The sequence below is a fragment of the Streptomyces coeruleorubidus genome (assembly GCF_028885415.1).
Lineage (GTDB): Bacteria > Actinomycetota > Actinomycetes > Streptomycetales > Streptomycetaceae > Streptomyces > Streptomyces coeruleorubidus_A.
The window spans coordinates 129,815-152,969 of record NZ_CP118527.1; the positions used below are offsets into that span (position 1 = coordinate 129,815).

At 72.5% G+C, this 23,155-nt stretch carries 11 protein-coding genes and 12 pseudogenes; 12 read left to right on the plus strand and 11 right to left on the minus strand.

The window, feature by feature from the left end:
* Positions 1-29: 29 nt before the first annotated feature.
* Entirely contained in the window at positions 30-1,574 is a 1,545-nt protein-coding gene (locus tag PV963_RS00700; RefSeq protein ID WP_274813690.1) for a glycoside hydrolase family 32 protein, read from the minus strand.
* 159 nt (positions 1,575-1,733) lie between these two features.
* Between PV963_RS00700 and PV963_RS00705 the strand changes: the two are divergent.
* The 4 genes and pseudogenes from PV963_RS00705 (at position 1,734) to PV963_RS00720 (ending at position 6,333) form a co-directional block, all read left to right on the plus strand.
* Positions 1,734-3,137 (plus strand): annotated as a pseudogene (locus PV963_RS00705) (extracellular solute-binding protein).
* Positions 3,134-4,086 (plus strand): annotated as a pseudogene (locus tag PV963_RS00710) (carbohydrate ABC transporter permease). The pseudogenes PV963_RS00705 and PV963_RS00710 overlap by 4 nt, the downstream one beginning before the upstream one ends.
* Positions 4,087-4,100: 14 nt before the next feature.
* A pseudogene (locus PV963_RS00715) lies at positions 4,101-4,954 on the plus strand (carbohydrate ABC transporter permease).
* Positions 4,951-6,333 carry a glycoside hydrolase family 32 protein gene (locus PV963_RS00720; protein ID WP_274813691.1) on the plus strand — a complete coding sequence of 461 codons (1,383 nt, stop codon included), beginning with the start codon at positions 4,951-4,953 and terminating at the stop codon, positions 6,331-6,333. Before PV963_RS00715 ends, PV963_RS00720 begins: the two are co-directional and overlap by 4 nt.
* Here the strand turns inward: PV963_RS00720 and PV963_RS00725 are convergent.
* Positions 6,296-7,359: pseudogene (locus PV963_RS00725) on the minus strand (LacI family DNA-binding transcriptional regulator). The gene PV963_RS00720 and the pseudogene PV963_RS00725 overlap by 38 nt on opposite strands.
* 110 nt (positions 7,360-7,469) lie before the next feature.
* Here PV963_RS00725 and PV963_RS00730 point away from each other — a divergent pair.
* From PV963_RS00730 to ligD, 3 genes and pseudogenes are all read left to right on the plus strand, one after another.
* Positions 7,470-8,300 carry an aldo/keto reductase gene (locus tag PV963_RS00730; RefSeq protein ID WP_274813692.1) on the plus strand — a complete coding sequence of 277 codons (831 nt, stop codon included), beginning with the start codon at positions 7,470-7,472 and terminating at the stop codon, positions 8,298-8,300.
* A 38-nt stretch (positions 8,301-8,338) separates the two neighbouring features.
* Positions 8,339-8,949: pseudogene (locus PV963_RS00735) on the plus strand (DNA polymerase ligase N-terminal domain-containing protein).
* A 6-nt stretch (positions 8,950-8,955) separates the two neighbouring features.
* Complete coding sequence (gene ligD, locus PV963_RS00740; protein WP_274813693.1) at positions 8,956-9,987, plus strand: non-homologous end-joining DNA ligase; 1,032 nt, start codon at positions 8,956-8,958, stop codon at positions 9,985-9,987.
* Between the two features lie 9 nt (positions 9,988-9,996).
* Here ligD and PV963_RS00745 read toward each other — a convergent pair.
* The 4 genes and pseudogenes from PV963_RS00745 to PV963_RS43390 form a co-directional block, all read right to left on the minus strand.
* Positions 9,997-12,337 (minus strand): annotated as a pseudogene (locus tag PV963_RS00745) (SpoIIE family protein phosphatase).
* 60 nt (positions 12,338-12,397) lie between these two features.
* Complete coding sequence (locus PV963_RS00750; protein ID WP_274813694.1) at positions 12,398-12,865, minus strand: peroxiredoxin; 468 nt, start codon at positions 12,863-12,865, stop codon at positions 12,398-12,400.
* Positions 12,862-13,241, minus strand: a pseudogene (locus PV963_RS00755) (DoxX family protein). Before PV963_RS00755 ends, PV963_RS00750 begins: the two are co-directional and overlap by 4 nt.
* A gap of 73 nt (positions 13,242-13,314) precedes the next feature.
* Positions 13,315-14,058: pseudogene (locus PV963_RS43390) on the minus strand (AraC family transcriptional regulator).
* Between the two features lie 90 nt (positions 14,059-14,148).
* Here PV963_RS43390 and PV963_RS00770 point away from each other — a divergent pair.
* Positions 14,149-15,302: pseudogene (locus PV963_RS00770) on the plus strand (MFS transporter).
* A 43-nt stretch (positions 15,303-15,345) separates the two neighbouring features.
* Here the strand turns inward: PV963_RS00770 and PV963_RS00775 are convergent.
* The gene (locus PV963_RS00775; RefSeq protein ID WP_274813698.1) at positions 15,346-15,855 is read right to left on the minus strand and encodes a MarR family winged helix-turn-helix transcriptional regulator; all 510 of its coding nucleotides are present in this window, start codon (positions 15,853-15,855) and stop codon (positions 15,346-15,348) included.
* Between the two features lie 178 nt (positions 15,856-16,033).
* On the opposite strand from PV963_RS00775, the pseudogene PV963_RS00780 reads away from it, so the two are divergent.
* From PV963_RS00780 to hemC, 4 genes and pseudogenes are all read left to right on the plus strand, one after another.
* Positions 16,034-16,843, plus strand: a pseudogene (locus tag PV963_RS00780) (ATP-dependent DNA ligase); the annotation flags it as partial.
* Positions 16,844-17,127: 284 nt separating this feature from the next.
* A pseudogene (locus PV963_RS00785) lies at positions 17,128-17,900 on the plus strand (NPP1 family protein).
* A 93-nt stretch (positions 17,901-17,993) separates the two neighbouring features.
* Positions 17,994-19,013 (plus strand): questin oxidase family protein, encoded by a 1,020-nt coding sequence (locus tag PV963_RS00790; protein ID WP_274813699.1) that lies wholly within the window; start codon positions 17,994-17,996, stop codon positions 19,011-19,013.
* A 68-nt stretch (positions 19,014-19,081) separates the two neighbouring features.
* The gene (gene hemC, locus PV963_RS00795) at positions 19,082-20,017 is read left to right on the plus strand and encodes a hydroxymethylbilane synthase (protein ID WP_274813701.1); all 936 of its coding nucleotides are present in this window, start codon (positions 19,082-19,084) and stop codon (positions 20,015-20,017) included.
* 24 nt (positions 20,018-20,041) lie between these two features.
* Here hemC and PV963_RS00800 read toward each other — a convergent pair whose 3' ends face one another.
* From PV963_RS00800 to PV963_RS00815, 4 genes and pseudogenes are all read right to left on the minus strand, one after another.
* A complete protein-coding gene (locus PV963_RS00800; protein WP_274813702.1) occupies positions 20,042-20,563 on the minus strand; it encodes a hypothetical protein in 522 nt (173 codons plus the stop codon).
* A 191-nt stretch (positions 20,564-20,754) separates the two neighbouring features.
* Complete coding sequence (locus PV963_RS00805) at positions 20,755-21,615, minus strand: ABC transporter permease (protein ID WP_274813704.1); 861 nt, start codon at positions 21,613-21,615, stop codon at positions 20,755-20,757.
* A pseudogene (locus PV963_RS00810) lies at positions 21,575-22,431 on the minus strand (ABC transporter ATP-binding protein). Before PV963_RS00810 ends, PV963_RS00805 begins: the two are co-directional and overlap by 41 nt.
* Positions 22,428-22,883 (minus strand): MarR family winged helix-turn-helix transcriptional regulator, encoded by a 456-nt coding sequence (locus PV963_RS00815; RefSeq protein ID WP_274813705.1) that lies wholly within the window; start codon positions 22,881-22,883, stop codon positions 22,428-22,430. Before PV963_RS00815 ends, PV963_RS00810 begins: the two are co-directional and overlap by 4 nt.
* Between the last annotated feature and the right edge of the window lie 272 nt (positions 22,884-23,155).

A 23,155-nucleotide genomic window follows, 5' to 3' on the forward strand; every position in this document is an offset into this window, starting at 1 on the left:
CGTCCGGGGCGACACCGCACCAGCGCCCCTCACACCTGGAACTCCCGGATCATGGTGTTCCGGAACACCGCCCTCCCGTCGACCGTGAACAGCGCGAGTCCGGTGTCGATCAGGTACGGGAAGACCGCCGACGCGTGCGCGTACCGGCCGTCGTCGAGGAACAGCTCCACGGATGTGCGGTCGACCAGGATGCGGAGACTCACCGTGCGCCGGGCCGGGTCGAAGGGGCTCCGGCTCTCCTGCCATCTGCCCGACAGGTCGGGTGACACGGTGGGGCGGCGGTTGAGGTAGGCGTAGTCGCGGTGGACGCCGGCGTCGATGTGCCGGACGCCGTCCGGGGAGCGCCGCAGTTGCACTCCCGCGCCCGTGAGCTGGTCCCAGGTGATCTCGCAGGTCAGTTCGTAGGCGGTGCCCCGGTAGTCGAGGACGCGGGTGCCCTCGACCACCAGGTCGCCGAGCGGCACCGTGCGGGAGACGTACCGGTCGAGCGCGGCGACCGGCCGGGACGCAAGGTGGTACGTGCCGTCGGCCGCGCGCTGCAGCGTGATCTCGCGGACGATCGAGTCGGTGCCGTTGAAGCCGTCGCTGTCGATGGTGGGCGTGATGTGGGCGTAGTCCCAGTTGTTCAGCCAGCCGATCGCGTAGCGCGTCCGCTCGTCGACGGCGCCGTCCGCCGTCCGCTTCTCGAAGGTGACGGCCCCGTACCAGTCCCAGCCGTGGTCGAGCCACTGCGGCTCTTCGGCGTCGGCCGTGAAGGCGCTGCCGTCGAAGGAGCCGGTCCAGTACGCGTACGTGTTGGGCAGCCCGGCTCCCTTGCCGTTGGCGCTCACCCCGAGCACCCACTTGGCCGTGCCGTCCGCGGCGCGGATCCGGAACAGGTCCGGGCACTCCAGCACGCCGATCCCGCTCCTGACGAAGCCGCCCACGTACGTCCAGGACTTGAGGTCGGCGGAGTGGTAGAAGCCCACCTTGTCGTTCTCGGCGAGGGTCATCACCCACCGGCCGCGTTCCTCGTCGCGGATCACCTTCGGGTCGCGGAAGTCGCGCACGCCCGGGTTGGGCAGCACCGGGTCGGTGCCGTGCGGGGTGAACGTCCGGCCGCCGTCGGTGGAGTAGTACAGGTACTGCGCCTGGTCGCTCGGACCATCGTGCGGCGACATCGTGGCCAGGACGACGACTGCTCCCGCCCCGAAGCCCGCCGTGTTCTCCGTGTCGACCACCGCCGAGCCCGACCAGACATCGCCGTTGGGGGTGGTGTCCTTGGGCACGGCGATCCCCCGGTCGGTGAAGGAGACCAGGTCGGTGCTGGTGGCCAGCCGCCAGGCGGTGCCGATCGCGCCGGACAGATAGTCGGCGTTGTGCAGGTAGTAGTAGTGATACGCGCCGTCGATCCAGACCGGACGCTGCGGGTCGTTCTTCCACTGCTCGGGGACGGTGAAGTGGTAGGCCGCGCGGTAGCTCGCACAGCCGTTCCGGGGCCTGGCCGCGGCCGGGCCCGCCGCGGCGGGCAGCAACGCGCCGGCCGTGCCCACGGCCGACCCGGCGAACAGGGCTCTCCTCGTGATCCCGCGCATCACACCTGGTTCCTCTCGTCGGAAACGGTGGCTCATGTGCATCAGGACTGTGGGACCTAACTCGTTAAAGGTCAAGCGGTCGCGCGGTCTTGACACGTCTGGGCGGCGCTCACATCATCTGGGGCATCAGTCCTCGACTAACACGAGTTAGGCCCCACGATGACCGACTCGCACCTCACCCGCCGCACCCTGTTGCGGTACGGCGCCTACGGCGCGGGGGCCGCCGCCCTGGGCGGCACCGCCGCGAGCTGGGACCGGCTCACCGGAGCCGACATCCCCGGCCGTGACGACGGCTCCCTCGTCGTCGCCACCCTGGGCCCCGCCTACGGGCCGGAGGCCATCCGCACGCTGCGCGCGAGGGCTTCCGCGAGCTGCACCCCGACATCAAGCTCCAGATCAACGCCGTGCAGGCCGTGGACTGGTCGGACTTCTTCGCGAAGATCCTCACGCAGGTGGCCGCGGGCACCGCCCCGGACCTGGTGTACGTGGCCACCGAGGGCGTGCAGTTGTTCGCGCAGCGGCTCGGCGTGGCCCTGGACAAGTGGGTGAAGCGGGACGCGGCCGAGCTGAAGGAGTACTTCGCCGACGTCCACCCGTCGCTGGTGGAGTCGATGATGTACGAGGGCAGCCTCTACCAGCTGCCGGTGGAGTTCAACGCGGCCGACATGTACCTCAACCGCCAGGTGCTGCGGCGGGCCGGGGCACAGTACCCGCCGGCCGACTGGACCCGCGACGACTTCACGTCGCTGCTGCGGGACATGAAGCAGGCCAGCGGCTCGCGCTTCACGCCCTACTTCTGGACCAACCGGCTGTGGGGCGGTGTGGTGCCCTGGCTGTTCGCCAACGGCACCAATCTGCTCGCGGAGTCCAAGGCGCCCGGCGGCGAGTGGCTGTGGGACTCCTTCTACCCGGCCGGCCAACGCAGGGGCCGCGGCGGCGGCTACCGGTGGACGACACCGCAGGCCACGCACGACCGGGTGGAGGAGGTCTACGACTATCTCGCCTCGCTCGTGCGGGACGGCCTGTGCACGCGCCCCGAGGGCGGCAACGGCCAGAACCTCATCGGCGTGTTCTCCACCGGCCGGGTCGGCGTCACCCCGGCGGGCGGCTTCTGGGCGGGCGGCCTGCATCTGGCGGGGATGGAGCGGGACGGGTTCGACGTGCAGTACTTCCCGCGCTGGCGCACCCAGCGCATGCAGTACGGCGCGGCGGGCTACGCGCTGCTGCGCACCTCGAAGCGGCAGGAAGAGGCCTGGGAGTTCATCAAGTACGCGGCCCGCAAGGACACCCTGACCCAGCTGTTCACGACGAACCAGACCACCCCGGCCCGCCGCTCGATGCTGACCGCCGGCCGCTACGAGGAGACCGGCCCGCCGCACTGGCAGGTCTTCTACGACACCCTCGACCGACACGGGACCGATCCCGGCGCCGCCGCAGGTCGCCGAGGTCGAGCAGCTGCTGCTCAAGCACACCGGCACGGCCCTGGCCTCCTCACGCTCGGTGCGTCCCGCGCTGCGCCGGTTGCAGGGCGACCTGGAGAAGGCCATGGAGCGTGACGCATGACGAACACCCAGATACCGCCCGCGCGAGCCGAACGGCCGAAGGCCCCGCCCGCCAAGGACGCACCGCGTCCCTCGGCCCGCGACCGCGGCACCCGGCTGCTGGCCACGCTGTTCCTGGCCCCGACGATCGTCGGCATCGTCGTCTTCACGGTCGTCCCCATCGTCGGCTCGTGGTGCTGAGCCTCTTCCATTGGAACGTGATCGACGAACCGCGCTTCGCCGGCGGCTCCAACTACGGCGCGGTGTTCGGCGACGAGACCGTGCTGGTGTCCTTCCGCAACACCCTCGTCTTCATGGTGTTCGCGGTGGCGCTGCAACTGCTCGTCGCGCTGGCGCTCGCGCTGACCCTGAACGGGCGGATGCCCGTGTGGCTGCGGTCGGTGTTCCGCTCGGCGTTCTTCTTCCCGCTGGTGCTGTCCGCCGCGTCGATCTCGTGGTGATGATACCTGTTCAACCAGGACTTCGGGGTGGTCAACTGGCTGCTCGGTTTCGTCGGGATCGCGCCGGTGCCGTGGCTGACGTCGGAGAACGCGGCGATGACGACCGTGGTCCTGGTCTACGTCTGGCAGCAGTTCGGCTTCTCGTTCCTGCTGTTCGTCGGCGGCCTGAACAACATCCCGAAGGAGATCCACGAGGCCGCCGCCCTGGACGGCGCGACCGGCCTGCGCAAGCACCTCACCGTCACGCTGCCGCTGCTGTCGCCGACGCTGCTGGTCGCCTCGGTGGTCGGCATCATCAACGCCCTCCAGGTCTTCGAGCAGCCGTACGTCCTGACCAACGGCGGTCCCGGCGACTCGACCCGCACGGTCGTGATGGTGATCTACGAGACCGCGTTCGAGCAGCTCCGCTTCGGTGAGGCCTCCGCGGTGGGTGTGCTGCTGTTCGTGCTGATCATGGCGGTCACGGCCCTCCAGTTCCGGCTCAGCCGGCGTTTCGTCCACTACCAGTGAGCCGGGTGAGTCCCTTGAGCCAAGCAACCCTGTCCTTCAGCCGTGCGCGCCACGGGCTGGCGCCGTGGGCGCGGATCGCCGGGCTGACGGTGTGCGCCCTGCTCACGCTCGGCCGGTGGTGTGGGACGGTGTCCACCTCGCTGCGCACGCCCGCCGAGGCGTTCGACCTGCCACCGCAGCTCATTCCGTCCGCCCCGTCGACCGAGGCGTACCGGGGGTGTTCGACCAGATCGACGTGTGGCTGCTCGCCCTCAACTCCACGCTGGTCACGGGTCTGATCGCGGTCGGCCAGATGATCACGGCCGGGCTGGCCGGATACGCCTTCGCCCGCCTGGAGTTCCGCTTCAAGAAGCCGCTGTTCGCCCTTGTCCTGGCGACGATGATGGTGCCACTGCAGGTCACGATCGTGCCGGTGTTCCTGGTCCTGAAGTCGATGAGCCTGACCGACACCCTGCTCGGGCTGATCATCCCGGCCTTCCCGACGGCGTTCGGCACGTTCCTGATGCGGCAGTACTTCCTGGGCATGCCCAAGGACCTGGGCGAGGCGGCGATGCTGGACGGTGCCGGGCCCTGGCGGACGTTCCGGTCGGTGTACGCCCCGCTGGCCGCGCCGGGCCTCGCGATCGTCGGCGTCCTGGCCTTCAACTACCACTGGAACGAGTTCTTCCGGCCGCTGATCCTCGAAACGTCGGGCCAGAACTACACGTTGCCACTGGGCCTGGTCTCCCTCCAGGGCAACCTCGGCACCGGCTCCGTCTCCGTGGTGCTCGCCGGTGTCGTCCTGTCCATGATCCCCGCCGTCGCCGTGTTCGTCGTCGGCCAGCGCCCTCTGCGTGAGGGCATCACGTCCGCAGGAGTCAACCGTTGAGCCTCGCCGCTCCCCCGCAGGACCCGCACGCCCCGCGCTTCCGGGTCCGCCCGCCCGCCAACTGGATGAACGACCCCAACGGCCCGTTCCGTTGGCGCGGCCGCCACCACCTCTTCTACCAGCACAACCCGGACGCCCCGGTGCACGCCAACGTCCACTGGGGCCACGCCTCCAGCCCGGACCTCGCCCACTGGGAGCACCATCCGATCGCCCTCGCCCCGACCCCCGGCGGCCCGGACGAGGCGGGCTGCTGGTCCGGGTGCGTGGTCGACGACGGGGGCGTGCCGACGGCCGTCTACACCGGGGTCGACCGTGACCACAGCGGGCTCGGCATGATCTGCCTGGCCCGGGCGGCGGATCCGGACGACCCCGCGCTGACCGAGTGGACTGCCCTGCCGACGCCGGTGGTGACGGGCCCGCCCGCGGACCTGGACGTGGTGATGTTCCGCGACCCGTTCGTCTTCCGGCACGACGGACGGCGCCGGGCGCTGGTCGGCGCGGGGCACGCCGACGGTACGCCGTCGGTCCTGCTGTACGACTGCGACGACCTGACCGACTGGCGCTTCGCGGGTGTGCTCCTGGACGGCCGGGACCCGGCCGCCGCGGCGGCGTTCGGCGGCCGGGCGACCGGCTGGGAGTGCCCGCAGTTGTACGCGACGCGGGGCGGCGAGTGGGTGCTGGTCGTGTCCCTGTGGGACGGCGACCCGTGGACCACCGGCTATCTGACGGGACGTCTGGACAGAGACCTGCGCTTCTCCGCCCGTGCGGGCGGCCTGCTGGACCACGGCCGCGACTTCTACGCGCCCGCCGTGCTCCAGGAGCCGGACCGGGCCCTGATGTGGGGCTGGTCGTGGGAGGCCCGCGACCAGGGCGAGGCCGACTGGGCCGGCGTCCTGACCGCTCCTCGGGTCGTCGACGTCCATCCGGACGGGGCGCTGCGGGTGGCGCCGGCCCCGGAGCTGCACCGTCTGCACGCCGCCGAGCCGTTCGTCACCGCCCCGGGCCGGGCCGCGCTGCCGACGGCCTACGACCTGACGGTCGGCGCCCGTGGTCACACCACGGTGAGTCTGCTGCGGTCGTCCTCGGGCGCCGAGCTGACGGTCCGGCTGGACCCGGACGGGGGCACCGTGACACTCGACCGGGCCGGCTGGTCGCGCAAGGAGGCCGAGACGCCGGCGCCGGTCGTGGTGCGGGTGCCGCCCGAGGAGGAGCTCACGGTGCGTGTCCTCGCCGACGGCTCGCTGTACGAGCTGTTCGTCGGCGACCGGGCCATGGTCACCGAGCGCGTCTACCACCGGCCCGACGACATACGGGAGTTGAGGGTGTCGTCCGGGGCGGCTGTCACCGGATGGGAGCTGGTCCCACCGACGCGCGGCTGATCACCGGGCAGGCCAGGCGCCGCACGGTGGCGGGCGGGGTCCGGCCGGTGGCGATGGAGTCGAGGAGGAGCCGCGCGGCGGCCTCCCCCATCTCCCGGTGGGGCAGTGCGACGGTGGTGAGGGGGGCGCCAGGTGCGCGGCCATGTGCTCCTGGTCGTCGTAGCCCACCACCGACAGGTCGCCGGGGACGGCGATCCCGAGCCGGGTCGCGGCGTGCAGGACGCCCGTCGCGACCCGGTCGTTGTAGGTGAAGATCCCGGTGGGGCGGAGGTCGGCCGGGGCGCTGTCGAGGAGGCGGACGGCGCCCTCGTAGCCGCCGGAGATCTCTCCTCCGGTCCGTACGACCCAGTCCCTGGGCACGGTGATGCCCTCGGCGCGCAGCGCGTCGCGGAAACCGCGCAGCCGCTCCACGGAGGCGATGTCGTCATGCCCGCCGACGAGCGCGACCCGCCGGTGTCCCTGCTCCAGCAGCAGCCGGGCCGCCGTACGGCCGCCGGCGCGCTCGGCGGGGATGACGGCGGGCAGCGAGCCGTCCTCGGGCAGGCAGTTGGCCAGCACGGAGTGGGTGCGGTGCAGTCCCTCGGGGACCCGGACGCGGCGCAGGGACATGGCCGCGTAGATGATGCCGTCGACGCGCCGGTCGAGGAGTTCGGCGACCGCGGCGTCCTCCTTGGCCGGGTCGCCGCCGGAGTCGACGGTGAGGACCAGGTGCTCGCCGGCCCAGGCGGTGTCCATGGCGCCGCGCAGCAGCCGCCCGGCGAACGGCGAGGAGGCGATCTCGTCGGTGACCAGCCCGATCACGGCCGTACGGCTGCGGCGCAGACCGCGGGCGACGGGGTCGGGCCGGTAGCCGAGCTGGACCGCGGCCTGCCGGATGCGCTCCTGGGTGGCGGGCGAGAGGTTGCCCTCGGCACGGCCGTTGAACACGAAGGACACCGCGGTGTGCGACACGCCGGCGAGCCGGGCGACGTCCCGCGAGGTGGCACGCCCCGATCCGGTCGTCTGTTTTCCCTCGGCGCTGCCCATGCCGTCCGCCGTCCTCATCCCCCACCTGTCCGATTGATCATTGCTCACCCTATCCGTGACGCTGGAGGGACGACACAGCCAGACGACACAGTCAATGGGAAGGTCCGACGGTGATCAGCATCCCGAAGCACACGCTCAACGACGGTACGGCGCTCCCCGCCCTCGGTCTGGGCACCTGGCCGCTCGGCGACGACGAGGCGCAGCAGGCGGTGCTCTCGGCCCTGGAGGCGGGCTACCGCCTCATCGACACGGCCACGAACTACCACAACGAGACGGGGGTCGGCCGGGCCGTGGCCTCCGGCGTGGTGCCGCGCGAGGAGATCGTCGTGACGACGAAGCTCCCGGGCCGGCACCACGGCTACGAGGAGACGCTCGCCTCCTTCGAGGAGGCCCGGGCCCGCCTCGGCCTTGAGTACGTGGACCTGTACCTGATCCACTGGCCGCTGCCGCGCGTGGACCGGTACCTCGACTCGTGGAAGGCCATGATCAAGCTCCGCGAGGAGGGGCTCGTCCGGTCGATCGGCGTCTCGAACTTCACGGCCGGACACATCGAGCGGCTGGAGAAGGAGACCGGGGTGCTGCCTTCCGTCAACCAGATCGAGCTGCACCCCTTCCTGCCGCAGGAGGACCTGCGCGCCTTCCACGCCGCCAAGAACATCCTCACCGAGAGCTGGAGCCCGCTGGGCCGGGGCACGTCCCTGCTTCAGGACCCCACCGTGGCGCGGCTCGCCCAGGCGCACGGGGTGACGGCCGGGCAGGTCGTGCTGCGCTGGCACACGCAGCTCGGCGCGGTGCCCATCCCGAAGTCGGCGAACCCCGAGCGGCAGCGCGAGAACCTCGACGTCTTCGGCTTCGAGCTGAGCGAGGACGAGATGACCGCCGTCGCGGACCGGACACACCGGCGGGTCGGCGGGGACCCCGAGGTGCACGAGGAGTTCTGACGGGTACCCGGGGCCCGCGAGGCAGGAAGGAGTCGCAGGTGGCTGAGCGGGACCGGCTGCGGGACTACCGCGGCAAGCGCGACTTCAACCGGACCGGCGAACCCCGGGGCAGCGGGGAGTCCGCCGGGGACCGGCCCCGGTTCGTGGTGCAGATCCATGACGCGAGCACGATGCACTTCGACTTCCGGTTGCAGGTGGACGACGTCCTGAAGTCCTGGTCGATCCCCAAGGGCCCCTCGGCGGACCCGAAGGACAAGCGGCTGGCGGTGCCCACGGAGGACCATCCGCTGGAGTACGAGGAGTTCGAGGGTGTGATCCCCCGCGGCGAGTACGGCGGCGGCACGGTGATCGTCTGGACCACGGCACGTACGAGCCGCTGAGCCACGACCGCAAGGGGCGGCCCGTCGACTTCGCGGAGTCGCTGGAGCGGGGGCACGCCACGTTCCGGCTGAGCGGGGCGAAACTGCGCGGCGAGTACGCCCTGACCCGGTTCCGCGGCGGTCGGGGCGGTGACGGCGAGGAGGCCTGGCTGCTGGTGAAGCGCGCCGGAGGCGCCCGTACGCACGGGGCTCCCGATCCGCGCCGGGCCCGTTCGGCCGTGTCCGGGCGGACCCTCGCCCAGGTCTCATCGGAAGCGGCCGGGGAGTGAACGGTGATGGCCGGCCTCCTCGATGCGCTGCCCGACAGACAGCGGCGGCTGCTGGGTCGAGCACGTCCGGGGACGGAACTGGCCGCGCGCCCGATGCTCGCCACGCTGAGCGACCGACGGGACTTCACGGACGCGGACGAGGAGTGGGTGTTCGAGCGGAAGCTGGACGGCATCCGGGTGCTGGCGGTGCGGGAGGGTGAGCGGGTGACGTTGCTGTCCCGGTCGGGCCGTCGGCTCGACGACACCTATCCGGAGATCGTGGAGGCACTCGCGGCCCAGTCGTGTGCCGACTTCGTGCTCGACGGGGAGATCGTCGCGTTCTCGGGCGGACGCACGGACTTCGGGCGCCTCCAGCAGCGCATGGGGCTGACCCGGCGTGAGGACGTGGCGGCGAGCGGGGTTGCCGTGACGTACTACGTGTTCGATCTGCTCCGGATGGACGGGGCCGACACCAGGGAACTGCCGCTGCGGGTCCGCAAGTCGCTGCTGCGCCGGGCGCTGGCGTACCGCTCTCCGCTCCGGCTGACCCCGCACCGCAACGCGGGCGGTGCCGAGTTGCTGGCGGACGTCTGCTCCCGGGGCTGGGAGGGTCTGATCGCCAAGCGCGCCGACGGCGTCTACGAGCCGCGCCGGTCGGCGGACTGGCTGAAGCTGAAGTGCTCCCTGGGGCAGGAGTTCGTCGTCGGCGGTTTCACCGAGCCGGCCGGGAGCCGCGTGGGACTCGGCGCGCTGCTTCTCGGCCACTACGAGGGCGGGCGGCTGCGGTACGCGGGCAAGGTCGGCACGGGTTTCGGCCGGCGCACGCTGCTCGACCTGCGCGAGCGGCTCGACGGGCTGCGGGAGTCCGGCTCGCCGTTCGACGGGCCGGTGCGGGAGGGGGGCGCGCGGTGGGTGCGGCCGGAGCTTGTAGCCCAGATCGCGTTCGCCGAGTGGACCCGTGACGGCATGCTGCGCCACCCGCGGTACCTGGGCCTGCGGGACGACAAGAAGCCGCGGGACGTGGTGCGCGAACGCCCATCGGGGCGCGCCGCCGCGTGAGCGGTCCGGTCAGAACAGCGGCGTGAGCGGCTGTTCGCACCAGATGGTCTTGCCCCGGGTGGTCTGCCGGCTGCCCCAGCGCTGGGTGAGCTGGGCGACCAGCAGCAGTCCGCGTCCGCCCTCGTCGTCCTGGTGGGCCCGCCGCAGGTGCGGGGAGGTCGAACTGCCGTCGGACACCTCACAGATGAGGGTCTGGTCGCGGATCAGACGGAGCTGGATGGGCGTGGCGCCGTACCGGATGGCGTTGGTGACCAGTTCGCTGACGACGAGTTCGGTGACGAAGGCCGTCTCCTCCAGCCCCCACGCGGTGAGCTGTTCGGTGGCGGCCTGGCGGGTGGCGGCCACCTGCGCGGGGTCGGGCGCCACGTCCCAGGTGGCGACCTGGTCGGCGCCCAGCGCCCGGGTACGGGCCAGCAGCAGGGCCACGTCGTCGCTGGGCTCCTCCGGCAGTATGGCCTTCAGCACGATGTCGCACTGGGCGTCGAGCGACTCGGCGGGCACGGTCAGCGCGCGGCACAGCTCGTCGGTGGCGTGGTCGACGTCGCGGTCGCGGTCCTCGACGAGTCCGTCGGTGTAGAGGGCGACGACGGAGCCCTCGGGCAGTTGGAGCTCCGTCGCCTCGAACGGCAGCCCCCCGACGCCCAGCGGGGGCCCCGCGCTCATGGGGATCAGCCGCGCGGACCCGTCGGGCAGCACCAGTGCGGGGGCGGGGTGCCCGGCGGCGGCCAGGTTCAGCCGGCGCGTGACCGGGTCGTAGACGGCGTACAGGCAGGTGGCGCCGAGTTCGGCGACCTCGTCGCCGTCGTCGTCCGACGCGAGGTGGGTGACCAGGTCGTCGAGGTGGGTGAGGAGTTCGTCCGGTGGCAGGTCCACGTCGGCGAGGGTGCGTACGGCCGTGACCAGCCGGCCCATGGTCGCCGTGGAGGGGATGCCGTGGCCCACGACGTCACCGACGACGAGCGCGACCCGGCTGCCGGACAGCGGGATCACGTCGAACCAGTCGCCGCCGATGCCGGCCGCCGAGCCGGAGGGCAGATAGCGGTGGGCGACCTGGACGGCGGCCTGGCCGGGCAGTCCCTCGGCAGCAGGCTGTGCTGGAGGGCCAGTGCGGTGGTGCGTTCGCGGGCGAAGCGGCGGGCGTTGTCGACACAGACCGCGGCGCGGCTGGCGAGTTCCTCGGCGAACACGGCGTCGTCGGCGGCGTAGTCGTCCACCTGCCGGATGCGCACGGCCACGGCGACGCCGAGGGTGGTGCCGCGGGCCCTCAGCGGCACCGCCATCATCGAGTGGACGCCCTTGCGGTAGGGGCGGCCCTGCGGGGCGCGCGTGTTGCGCTCGGCGACCCACCGCATGAACGCGGGCTCTCCTGCCTGACTGAGGACCGCCCGGCCCTCCCGCATGGCCCGGGCGATCGGCGTGAAGGAGGGGTAGACGTCCACCTCTCCCAGGTGCACGGCCGCCTCGGGGTGCCCTCGGTGACGGAGCCGTGGGCGACGCGGCGCAGCGTGATCTCCTCGGCGGGCACCGTCGGCGACTCCTCCGCGCCGAGGACCCAGTCGAACAGGTCCACGCTCGCGAAGTCGGCGAACCGGGGCACCATGACCCCGATCAGCTCCTCGGCGGTGCGCACCACGTCCAGGGTGGTGCCGATGGCGGCCGCGGCCTCGTTCAGCAGGGCCAGCCGCTGCCGCGCCCAGTACTGCTCGGTGCTGTCGAACGCGGCCAGGGCGGTGCCCAGGAGCTCGCCGGAGCCATCCCGCAGCGGCCACATCTCGGTGACCCAGGCGTGCTCCCGGTTCAGGGACGGTGCGCCGGTGTAACTCTCGTAACGGAGCGGCCGGCCCGTCTCGACGACGTGGCGGAGATGCCAGTTGAAGCCGCGGCTGTGCTCCGCGTCCTCCACGGTCTCCGGGAAGTGCCGGCCGAGCAGTGTCTCCTCGGACACGCCCATCACGTGGCAGGCGGCGTCGTTGAGCCGCAGGTAGCGCTGGCTGGTGTCAAAGACGGACATCGACATGGACGCCTGCTGGAAGGCGCGGCCCGCGAGGGACGTCTCCGCCCGTCCGGGTGGCGCCGCGGTGATCACATATCCGTCCGGTTCCCCGTCCTGGCTCGTCACGGCCATCGCTCTGACGCGTAGTCCTACGAGGTAACCGTCGTGGTGCCGCACCATGACGGTGCCCGACCGCGCGGACACCGCCTCGGGCGGCACCTCCTCGGCGAGCAGCTCCCGTACGGACCGGCCCACGGCCTCCTCGGCCGGGTAGCCGGTCAGCCGCCGGGCACCCTCGCTCCACCCCGTCACAATGCCGCGGGCGTCGATGATCGCAGCGGCGGAGGCGTCCTCCATATCGTCCAGGATTATCCATTGCCGCCCTATATCAACCGCGACGGATGATTCGTGACGGCGTCAGCTCCGGTGGGCGCGCAGGGCGGCGAGCGCCCGGTCGGCGTGCGCGTTCATGCGCAGTTCGCTGCGTACGACATCGAGGACGGTGTGGTCCTGCGCTATGACGAACGTGGTGCGTTTGGTGGGGGCCAGCGAGAAGCCGCGCTTCACGCCGAACCGCTCGCGGACCGTGCCGTCGGCGTCGGACAGCAGGGGCATGCCGAGGGCGTGCTGTCCGGCGAACTCCTGCTGGCGCTCGACGGTGTCCCCGCTGATGCCGACGGGGTGTGCGCCGACGGCGGCGAACTCGGCGGCGAGATCGCGGAAGTGGCAGGCCTGTGCGGTGCAACCGGGCGTCAGGGCGGCCGGGTAGAAGAAGAGGACGACCGGTCCCCCGGCGAGCAGCCCGGACAGGCTGCGGACGGTGCCGGTCTCGTCGGGCAGGGCGAAGTCCTCGACCTTGTCCCCGGCCTCCACGCGGGCGGTCACGACCGGCCCTGCGCGTTCCGTGCGACGCCGCGGGCCCAGAGCACGAGGGGCAGCTGGAGCGGCAGGCGCCCGAAGGCCGCGGCCTTCTGCGGCGCGGGGCGGTGGCGCCAGTCGGCCGCCATCTTCACATTGGCGGGGAACACCCCGACGAAGAAGGCCGCCGTGGCCAGCGCGGCCGCCTTGCGGGTGCGCGGCAGCGCCAGGCCCGCGGCCAGCGCGAGCTCCGCGGCTCCGCTGACGTGGGTCCAGGTCCTGGGCGTGCCCGGCAGGCCGCGCGGGATGGTCGCGTCGAACGGTCGTGGAGCGGCGAAGTGGGCGATCCCCGCGGCGGCCAGCAGACCGGCGAGCAGCAGGGCGAGCGTTCGGACCGGGACACGGTTCCTCCTCTGATGGCCTGCCGCGCGATATTACTGGACGGTAAAGGGGTCCGGGACCGGGGTTCCGGCGGGTCAGGCGCGGCGGTTGTGCGTGCCCGGGGTGTAGCCGAACGAGCGGCGGAAGACGTCGATGAAGGCGCTGGCGGAGGACCAGCCGCAGCGGTGGGCGACGGTCGTGACGGGCAGGCCGTCGGCCAGCATCCGCAGGGCGTGGTAGAGCCGTGACTGGGTGCGCCACTGCGGGAACGTCATGCCGAACTCGCTGCGGAAGAGCCGGCTCAGGGTGCGCTCCCCCACTCCGGTCGCGGCGCCGAGGGCGGCGAGGGTGCCGCGCCGCCGGGTCGGCGTGCACGAGCGCGCAGACGGCGGCCAGGCGCGGGTCGGCGGGCGTGGGCAGGCGCAGCGGCTGCTGCGGCGAGACGCGCAGCTGGTCGCGCAGGACGGCGCGCAGTCGGCCGCTCTCGGGGCTGTCGTCGCCGGGGTCGCGGGTGTACGCGAGGATCAGCTCGCGCAGCAGCGGGCTGACGGCGAGGACGGCCGGGTGGTGCAGGAGGAGGGGTTGTCGTCGGCGGGCAGGCCGACCAGGTGCAGGTCGAGCCGGCCGTGGGCGCGGTGGGCGTGCACGGTGCCGGCGGGGACCCAGATGGCGCGGGTGCCGGGCGCGAACCAGGTGCCGGCGTCGGTGGTGACGGCGACGACACCGGAGCCCGCGTAGACGATCTGGTGGTCGTCGTGCCGGTGCGCGTCGATGCGGTCGCCCGCGGTCAGCCGCTGCGCGCGGGTCGGCGCCGCGGGAGTGTGGCGGATGTTCGGCACGGTCCGGCAGATTATCGGAAGCGCGCCGGGCGCCGAGGCGGCGACGATCGCCGGGTGACCGCTTCCCGCCGCAACCGGCCCGTCGCTCTGATGTCCCTGGGACACGCCTGCGTGGACGTGTACCAGGGCGCCGTGGCCGCTCTGGTGCCGTACTTCGTCGCCGAGCGCGCCTACTCCTACGCCGCCGCCTCCGGCGTCGTGCTGGCCGCATCCCTGCTCTCGTCGCTGGTGCAGCCGCTGTTCGGGTGCTCACCGACCGGTGGGCGATGCCGTGGCTGCTGCCGCTCGGCGCGCTGACGGCCGGGGCGGGCGTCGCCCTGAGCGGGGTGACCGGCTCCTACGCGGCGACGCTGGCGGTGGTCGCCGTGTCGGGGGGAGTGGCCGCCTATCACCCGGAGGCCGCCCGGGTGCGCGGACCGTCGCGCACGGCCGGCACTCGGCGATGGGCTGGTTCTCCTTCGGCGGCAACGCCGGTTTCGCCCTGGCTCCCCTGCTGGTCTTCGCCGTGGTGGCGACGGGCGGGCTGCGCGCCTCTCCCCTGCTGGCCGTCCCGGCGGTGGCGGGAGCGGCGCTGTGTGCGGCGGCGGTGCGCGCGGCCGCGTCCGGCGCGGCGGGGGCCGGTGGCGTCCGCCGCCGCGGGCCGGGACGACTGGGCGGCCTTTCTGCGGCTGTCCGGGGCCGTGGTCTGCCGCTCGGTCGTGTTCGTCGGTCTGAGCGCGTTCGTCTCGCTGTACGTGCGGGAGCGGACCGGTGGTGGGGAGGCGGCCGGTACGGCGGCGCTGTTCGTGCTCTACGCCGGTGGTGCGGTGGGCACGCTGGCCGGGGGGCGGCTGGCCGAGCGGTACGGGCGGCTGGCGGTGGTGCGCCGGTCGTACGCCCTGACGGTGTTGGCCGTGGCCGGTCTGGTGCTGGTGCCCGGGCCGCCCGTGTATCTGTTCGTCGCGTTGACGTCGGCCGGCCTGTATGTGCCGTTCTCGCTGCACATCACGCTGGGCCAGGACTGTCTGCCCCGGCGGGTGGGCACCGCGAGCGGGGTCACGCTGGGGCTGGCGGTGAGCGTCGGCGGTCTCGCCGCTCCCTTGCTCGGGGCGCTGGCCGATGCCACGTCCCTGCGGACGGCCCTGCTGCCGCTCATCGCCCTGCCCGCGGTGGGCCGGCTGCTGCTGTGCCGGCTGCGCGAGCCCGCACCGCCGGCCTCCGCGGTCGCCGAGCGGGCGGATCCGCGTGACTCTGCCGCACGGTGAGCGTGCGGCCTGTGTGAACGCCGCCGGCGGCCCGGTCCGGGGATCAGGCGCTGCCCGCCGGGGCGGACTGGGGCTCGGGCTCGCCGGCGTGGGCGAGGAAGTCGTCGACCATGCGGTGGAAGAGCGTGGCGAGCTGCCGCAGCTCCTCGGGGGACCAGTCGGCCAGGGCCATCTGCATGCCGCGGACCCCGACCTCGCGGATCTTGGTGATGGCCTGCCGGCCGGCGTCGGTGAGCTCGATGCGCTGGGCGCGCCGGTCGTCCGGGTCGGGGACGCGGGTCGCGTAGCCCGACTTCTGCAACTGCTGCACCGTGCGCGTGACGTGCGAGGCCTCCACTCCCAGCCGGGCGGCGAGCTCCCCCGGCCGCAGCGGCTCGGAGTCGGCGACCTGCCGGAGCAGCGCGACGGCGGCACGGTCGAGCGGCACGCCCGCCAGGGCCATCAGCCTCTCGTGCCGGCGGGCACGCGTGCTCAGGTAGGTGATGCGGGTGAGCGCACGCTCGATCTCGATGACTTCCGGAGAGGAGACGTCGGGGAGCGGTGGTGTGGACATGAGAGCCACTTTACCATCTCGTTGCCTAACTCAAGCAATGCCAGGCGGGGTCGCTCGGGGGCGATCGGTGAGGCCGGCGCCCGCATCGACGCCGTTCAGGGGAAAGAGCCGGGAAACGCGCGTGACCGGGCACGGGGACGTCCACAACTCACCCGTGGAGCTGCCGCTGATCCCGCCCATGCTCGCCACGCCCGGCACCCTGCCGCCCGTCGCGCAGGACGCCCGCTGGGCCTATGAGACCAAGCAGGACGGCCAGCGCGTGGTGGTCTACCTCCCCGGGGACGGCAGCGTGCTGCTGCGCGCCCGGTCCGGGGAGGACATCACGGCCGCCTACCCCGAACTGCGGCCCCTGGAAGCCGCCCTCGGTCCCACGCCCGCCGTGCTGGACGGGGAGATCCTGGCCCTGGACGAACAGGGCCGGGCGAGCTTCCAGTTGCTCCAGTCCCGCATGGGGCTGGCGCACGCGCCCGCGCGGGCGGCGCGGCGGGCGGCGGAGGTGCCGGTCCATCTCGTGCTGTTCGACCTGATGCATCTGGAGGGCCAGTCACTGATCCGGCTCCCCTACGCACGACGCCGCGCGGTGCTGGAGGACCTCGGCCTCGCCGGGCCCTCCTGGTCGACCCCGGCCGCGATCGTCGGCCACGGCGCCGAGGCCCTGGCCGCCACGCGCGAGCACGGATTGGAGGGCCTGGTCTGCAAACGGCTGGACTCGGTGTACGAACCGGGGGTGCGCTCCCGAGCCTGGATCAAGATCCGCAACATGCTTACCGAGGACGTCCTGGTCGGCGGCTGGCAACCCGGCAAGGGAAGGCTCACCGGCCTGCCCGGCGCGGTACTGGTCGGGCAGCGTGCCGCGGGTCGGCTGCGCTACGTCGGGAGTGTGGGCACCGGCTGGAGCGAGGCCGAACGGACGGAACTCGCCGGGCTGCTGCGGGCCGCCGCGACCGACGTCTGCCCCTTCGACCCCGCTCCGCGCGCTCCGGGCGCGCACTGGGTCGTGCCCCGGCTGGTCGGTGAGGTCCGCTACAGCACGCGCACCCGGGAGGCCTGCTGCGGCAGCCGTCCTGGCTGCGGCTCCGGCCGGATCTCGCGCCCGAGGAGGCGGCGGCCGACATCCGGACGACATGGTCTGAAACGGCGCCCGGCCTCCGGTTGTTGGGTTGCGATTCACTTCTGGGATCACACCTTCCTCTTGGCATGGACGCGTTCAGCCTGGAAGCTGAACCTCCTTTTCCCCCACAGCCGTTGGGCTGCGCCCAAGAGGAGGACGCAGTGTCGTCACGCCCGTTCGCAACCCGCAGGAGGTGGCTCACCGGACTGGCCGGTGCCGCCGCCCTCGTCCTCGCCTTCCCGGCCACGGCGTTCGCCGCCCCGCCGCGGGCGCTGCCCGCCGACGCGGAGTCGCTGGAGAAGACGTACCAGCCCGCCTACGACTACGACACCGACGGCTGTTACTCCACGCCCGCCATCGGCGCGGACGGCACCGTCAACGGCGGCTGAGCCCGACCGGCGCGCTCAACGGCGACTGCCGCGACGCCTCGGACCTGGACAACACCAACGGCTACGCGCGCTACAAGTGCAACAACGGCTGGTGCGCCATCCTGTACGCCCTCTACTTCGAGAAGGACCAGGCGGTGGCCGGCAGCGGCATCGGCGGCCACCGGCACGACTTCGAGCACGTCGCGGTGTTCGTGCAGGACAACCAGGTCAAGTACGTCTCGACGTCCGCCCACGGCTCGTTCAGCGTGCACCCGGCGTCGCAGGTCCGCTTCGACGGCACCCACCCGAAGATCGTCTACCACAAGGACGGCGCAAGCACCCACTGCTTCCGTCTCGCGAACTCGAACGACGAGCCGCCGGAGAACCACAAGCGCACCTGGCAGTACCCGCCGCTGGTCGGCTGGAACGGCTACCCCGCGGGGGTGCGCGACAAGCTCACGTCCTACAACTTCGGCAGCGCCAACTTCGGCCTGAAAGACGGCAACTTCGCGAACCACCTCGCGTCGGCCAAGCCCTCCGGCATCGCGTTCGATCCCTACGCCTGATCGGGGCTCTGCCCCGGCCTAGGTCCCCGGCCGGGGCCGGCCTCCGCCCCGCGCCCGATCCGTCGGCGTGGGGCGTGCGCATAGCGTCCCGTCATGGACGCGCACGACACGACAGGGACACTCGAAGAAGCCCTCGAACGGCTCCATGCCTCGAGGCCGGAGCGGCTCGGCCGGCTCACCAACCACGCCCCCATGGTCGTGGAGGCGCTCGCCGCGCACGGGCAGGCGGGCGCCGTGCACCGCTGGCTGGATCTGTACCGGCCCAAGCTGGAGGACTTCCCCACACCCGTGGCAGCCGTGACCCGCGCCAACTGGCGCGAGGCGCTGGGAGAGCCGCACCGGGCCGACTGGATCGCGTACTTCGGCCACGCCCTCGCCGAACAGCCGTGGCGGGACGTCCTCGCGGCATGGTGGCCACGGCTGCTGCCCGGGTTGTACGGCGGCTCCACGCACCCCGTCATCCGCGTCGGCCACGCCGTACGGGCCCTGGAAGCCGGCGAGAGCGCGCCGCGGCTCGCCGAACTCGCGCACGGGCTGGGCTACTGGGCCGCCCGGCACCGCCCCGTGGCCGGCATCGCACCCCTGCCCGCCGCGCCGAGCGCGGCGGGCTCCCTGGACGCCGTGCCGCCGATCGCCGAACCCCGGGGCGGATTTCCCGACCGGCTGGCCACCCTACGACGCCTGCCTCTGTGGGCGGGCGACGTGACCGACCCCGACACGGCACGGGCCCGCCTCGCCGAACTGGTCCGGGCCGCGACCCACCGGTACGCCACCCACGGCCACGGGGAGGCGACCATGCTGGTGCACGCGGCGACGGCGCCCAACGCCGTGCTGCGCGCCCTCGGTTCCCTGCCGCGCGAGCTGTGGGTGCCGAGCCTGCGTGCGGCGTGGACCGCGTCCGCGGCGGTCACCGCCATGTACGCCACCGCCGAACCCGTCGCCCACGTCCCCGCACCCGGCCGCACCGCGCAGGAGGTGCTGGAACGAGCCCTCGCCCACGGCGACGAACACGTCATCAAGCTCACCGACACCGCCCTCGACGTCGGCGACGAGCGGGCCCTCGCCGCGGCCCTGCACGCGGTCGAACTGAGCGAGCCCCTCGTCCCGAACTGACGTACGCCGAGGGGCGGTCGGGAGGAGGTATGGCACAGACGTACCCCGGGAGGGTCTATCGTGTCCGCATGTCCGTCCCCGAACTGATCCGCATCGTCTCCCGCGACTCGCCCATGGCGCTCGCCCAGGTGGAGCGAGTCCGGGCCGAGCTGGCCACCGCCCACCCCGGAGTGCGCACCGAGGTCGTACCGGTGAAGACCACCGGCGACAAGTGGATGGGCGATCTGTCCAAGGTCGAGGGCAAGGGCGCGTTCACCAAGGAGGTCGACGCGGCGCTGCTGGCCGGGGAGGCCGATCTCGCCGTGCACTGCGTGAAGGACGTGCCCGCCGACCGGCCGCTCCCGGCGGGCACGGTGTTCGCCGCGTTCCTGAAGCGGGACGACATCCGGGACGCCCTGATCCACCCGGGCGGGCTCACCCTGGACGAGCTGCCCTCCGGGACGCGGATCGGCACCTCCTCGGTGCGCCGGGTCGCCCAACTGGCCGCCACGCATCCGCATCTGGACTGCGTGCCGTTCCGGGGCAACGCCAACCGGCGCCTGGCGAAGCTGGAAGCCGGCGAGGCCGACGCGCTGCTGCTCGCGGTCTCCGGCCTGGAGCGCATCGGCCGGCAGGACGTGATCAGCGAGATCCTCTCCACCGAGACGATGATGCCGCCCATCGGCGCCGGCGTGCTGGCGCTGCAGTGCCGTGAGGACGACGCCGACCTGATCGACGCGGTCAGCGGTCTCGGCGACCCGGACACCCACCGGGAGACCACCGCCGAGCGCATGTTCCTGCACGTGCTCCAGGGGCACTGCAACAGCCCGATCGCCGGGTTCGCGCGCGTGGACCGCGGTGGTGAACTGTCCCTGCGGGCCTGTGTCTTCACCCCGGACGGCAAGACCCGGCTGAACGCCCACGAGTGGGCGGGCCGGCTCGACCCGGCCACGCTCGGCACGTCGGTCGCCGTGGCGCTGCTGCGCCAGGGTGCCCGCGAGATCATCGACGGCATCCCGCACTGACCGGTCAGGCTCCCTGACGCCGGATCAGGCGGTGCCTTCCCCCGCCTGATCCTGGAGGAAGACGCTCACCTGGTGGGCCAGGCTGTCGCGCACCGCGCCCTGCTGGCCCCCGGTGGGTCCCTCGTGCGCACCGATGCCGCCCGACCACAGCCGGCGGTCGGCCCACTCCTCCTCGACGCGCAGCTGGACCTGGACGTCAACGAGGCTCAGGGACGCCTCGGCGCCTGCCGCGTACAGCACGGCGGTGGCCCGACGCAGCGGGTACACGTCGAAGCCCTCGATGAACTGCGAGTTGCGCCAGTCGAGGAAGGCGCTCTCCCCGTCCGGGCCGATCCGCACGTCGATCTGGCCGTCCTCGAGGTGGATACCGAGGTGCCGGCTGCCGCGGTTCTCGACGGTCACGCGCAGGCTGAAGTACGTCAGCCCCTCGGCGGCGTCGTCACGGCCGCGGGGCGGCTCGGCCAGTTCCAGACGGTGGACGCGGACGCGCAGACCGGCATGCTCGTCGTACTCCTGCCAGTCCCCGACCACGTTCGGCTCGTACACGCTGCCCCTCTCGACCTCTGGAAGCTGCTTCCTATCTGTGGTCTCAGCGCACTGTCAAATGAGCAGAATGCGCTGTGGCCAGGCAGTTCATCCCTTTTGATCGGTGATCAAGCCGTGCCCAGCGGTTATCCGGAAACAGCCGGAGAAAGCGTTTGCCGCGGCGTGCCGCACATCACTTTCCCGGGTGAAGATCAACGGGCCAGACGGCCCAGCAGGGCCGAGGCCGCGGCGACGCCGAGGGCGGCGGCCACGAGCAGCACCGCGAAGTCGGAGGCCAGGTGGTGGGGCGTGCCGAGGAGGAGTCCGCGCAGGGCGTCCACCTCGTAGCTGAGCGGGTTGGTCTTGCTGACCGCCTGGAGCCAGCCCGGCATCACGGAGACCGGGTACAGGGCGTTGGAGCCGAAGAACAGCGGCATGGTGATCGCCTGTCCGAAGCCCATGAGGCGGTCGCGGCTGAGGACGATGCCGGCGATGGTCATCGACAGGCAGGAGAAGAAGGCCGAGCCGAGGACGACGATCGCGGCGACGGCAAGCAGCTTGAGCGGGTTCCAGGTCAGTGCCACGCCGAGCAGGGCGGCGATGAGGAGGACCACTACCGCCTGGACGAGCGACTTGACGCCCGCCGCGAACGCCTTGCCGGTGATCAGCGCCGAGCGCGGGGTCGGCGTGACGAGGAGCTTGTTGAGGATGCCGGCGTCGCGCTCCCAGATGATCTGGATGCCGTAGAAGATGGCGATGAACATCGCGGACTGGGCGATGATGCCGGGTGCCAGATAGTCGACGTAGGGGATGCCGCCGGTGGGGATGGCCCTGATCCGGGTGAAGGTCTGGCCGAAGATCAGCAGCCAGAGGGCCGGCTGGACCGCTCGGGTGTAGAGCTCGGTGCGGTCGTGTCGCAGCTTCTGGAGTTCGACCGCGCACATCGCGCCGACCCGGGCGGGCAGGAGCCGCCAGCCGGCGCGGGGCCGCGGGGGCTTGAGCAGCAGATCGATGCCGGGGCCGAGGGCGGGGTCAGCCGACACGGCGGGCGGTGCGGCGGGTGCTTCGGACATCGCGGAAATCTCCTGCCTCGTCGTCGAGACCGCTGCCCGCCACGTCGCGGAAGACGTCCTCCAGGGTGGGCAGCGTGTCCGTGGCCGCACCCGCGGCGCGGCGGCGGGCGCCGAGTCCTTCCCTGAGCTCGGCCGGCGTGCCGAGGGCCCGGATCCGGCCGCGGTGCATCAGGGCGACCCGGTCGCAGTACTGGTCGGCCTCGTCCATGGAGTGGGTGGTCACGAGGACGGTCATGCCGGTGGCCGCGCGGACCGCGCCGATGTGCTCCCAGACGCTGGTGCGGGCGATCGGATCGAGGCCGATCGTGGGCTCGTCGAGGATCAGCAGCCGCGGTGCGCTGACCAGGGCCTGGGCAAGTTCGAGCCGGCGGACCATGCCGCCGGAGTAGGTGGCGGCGAGCCGGTCGGCGGCGTCGGCGAGGTCGACGGCCGCCAGGGCCTGGGCGACGCGTTCGGGGCGTTCCCGGCGGGGCACGTCGAAGACCCGGGCGAACAGGGCGACGTTCTCCGCCCGGTGAGACCGGCGTCCGCCGACAGTTGCTGCGGCACGTATCCGAGCAGGCGGCGTACAGCCATGCGGTCGCCGGCGGCGTCGTGGCCGAAGACGCGGACCGTGCCGGCCGGCACCGGCAGCAGGGTGGTGAGGCAGCGGATGGCCGTGGTCTTGCCGGCGCCGTTGGGGCCGAGCAGCCCGAAGACCTCGCCCTGGCGGACCGTGAGATCGAGCCCGTCCACGGCCCGGGTCTCGCCGAAGGCGTGGACGAGCCCGGTACAGGCGACGGCGACGGCCTGTGGTCGTTCGGTGTCCCGCGTCATGACTCCTCGGCCTCCTCGTGCAGGGTGCCGGCCAGCTTGCGCAGGGCCGGGATCGCCGCGTGCAGCGCCTGGCGGTCCGCCTCGTCGAGCCGTGCCACATGGCGTCGCAGGAGGTCGGCGCGACGGCGGCGCCACTCGCGCAGCCGTGTGCCGGCGGCGGGTGTGGGCAGCAGCCGGGCGGCCCGCCGGTCGGCCGGGGCGGTCTCGCGGACCAGGTAGCCCGCCTGCAGCAGGTGGTTGACCAGGGTCGACACCGAGTTGGCGGCCAGTCCGAGGTCCCTGGCCGCGTCCGAGATACCGATGCCGGGCCGCGTCATGACCAGGCGCAGCAGCTCCACCTCGGCGCCGCGCAGCCGGGGGTCGGGCATCTCGCGGCGCAGGCGCCGCCGGATCAGCCGCTGGACCCCGACGAGCGCGTCGGCCAGCTCTTCGGGGAACGTTTCCGGCTCCATGCGGCGAGATTAGCTCTGCAACAGAGGTAATCGGTCCAATGCGGGGTCAAGAGATGTACTCGAAACGGCAGCCGCCCCAGGGACGCCTGGGGTCACAAATGAGCGTATTGTCGGAATTGTTTCGTAGTCTCCCCGCCCGGGAATGGGCGATGAAGTGCTTCGGACAGGAGGCACGTCCGTGGGAGCCGCCCGGGCCCGCGGTGCCCTCCGTGAGGTCCGAGTCCGCGCTTCCCATGGTGTCTGTCCTTTCGGCACCTGCTCAGGGAGGTGCG

Excerpts from the sequence above, each read along its gene's own strand:
- PV963_RS00805 (WP_274813704.1), bottom strand. The coding sequence starts at position 21,615 with ATGTCCGAAGCACCCGCCGCACCGCCCGCCGTGTCGGCTGACCCCGCC.
- PV963_RS00815 (WP_274813705.1), bottom strand. The coding sequence starts at position 22,883 with ATGGAGCCGGAAACGTTCCCCGAAGAGCTGGCCGACGCGCTCGTCGGG.
- ligD (WP_274813693.1), top strand. The coding sequence starts at position 8,956 with ATGGCCGGCCTCCTCGATGCGCTGCCCGACAGACAGCGGCGGCTGCTG.
- PV963_RS00700 (WP_274813690.1), bottom strand. The coding sequence starts at position 1,574 with ATGCGCGGGATCACGAGGAGAGCCCTGTTCGCCGGGTCGGCCGTGGGC.
- PV963_RS00790 (WP_274813699.1), top strand. The coding sequence starts at position 17,994 with ATGGACGCGCACGACACGACAGGGACACTCGAAGAAGCCCTCGAACGG.
- hemC (WP_274813701.1), top strand. The coding sequence starts at position 19,082 with ATGTCCGTCCCCGAACTGATCCGCATCGTCTCCCGCGACTCGCCCATG.
- PV963_RS00775 (WP_274813698.1), bottom strand. The coding sequence starts at position 15,855 with ATGTCCACACCACCGCTCCCCGACGTCTCCTCTCCGGAAGTCATCGAG.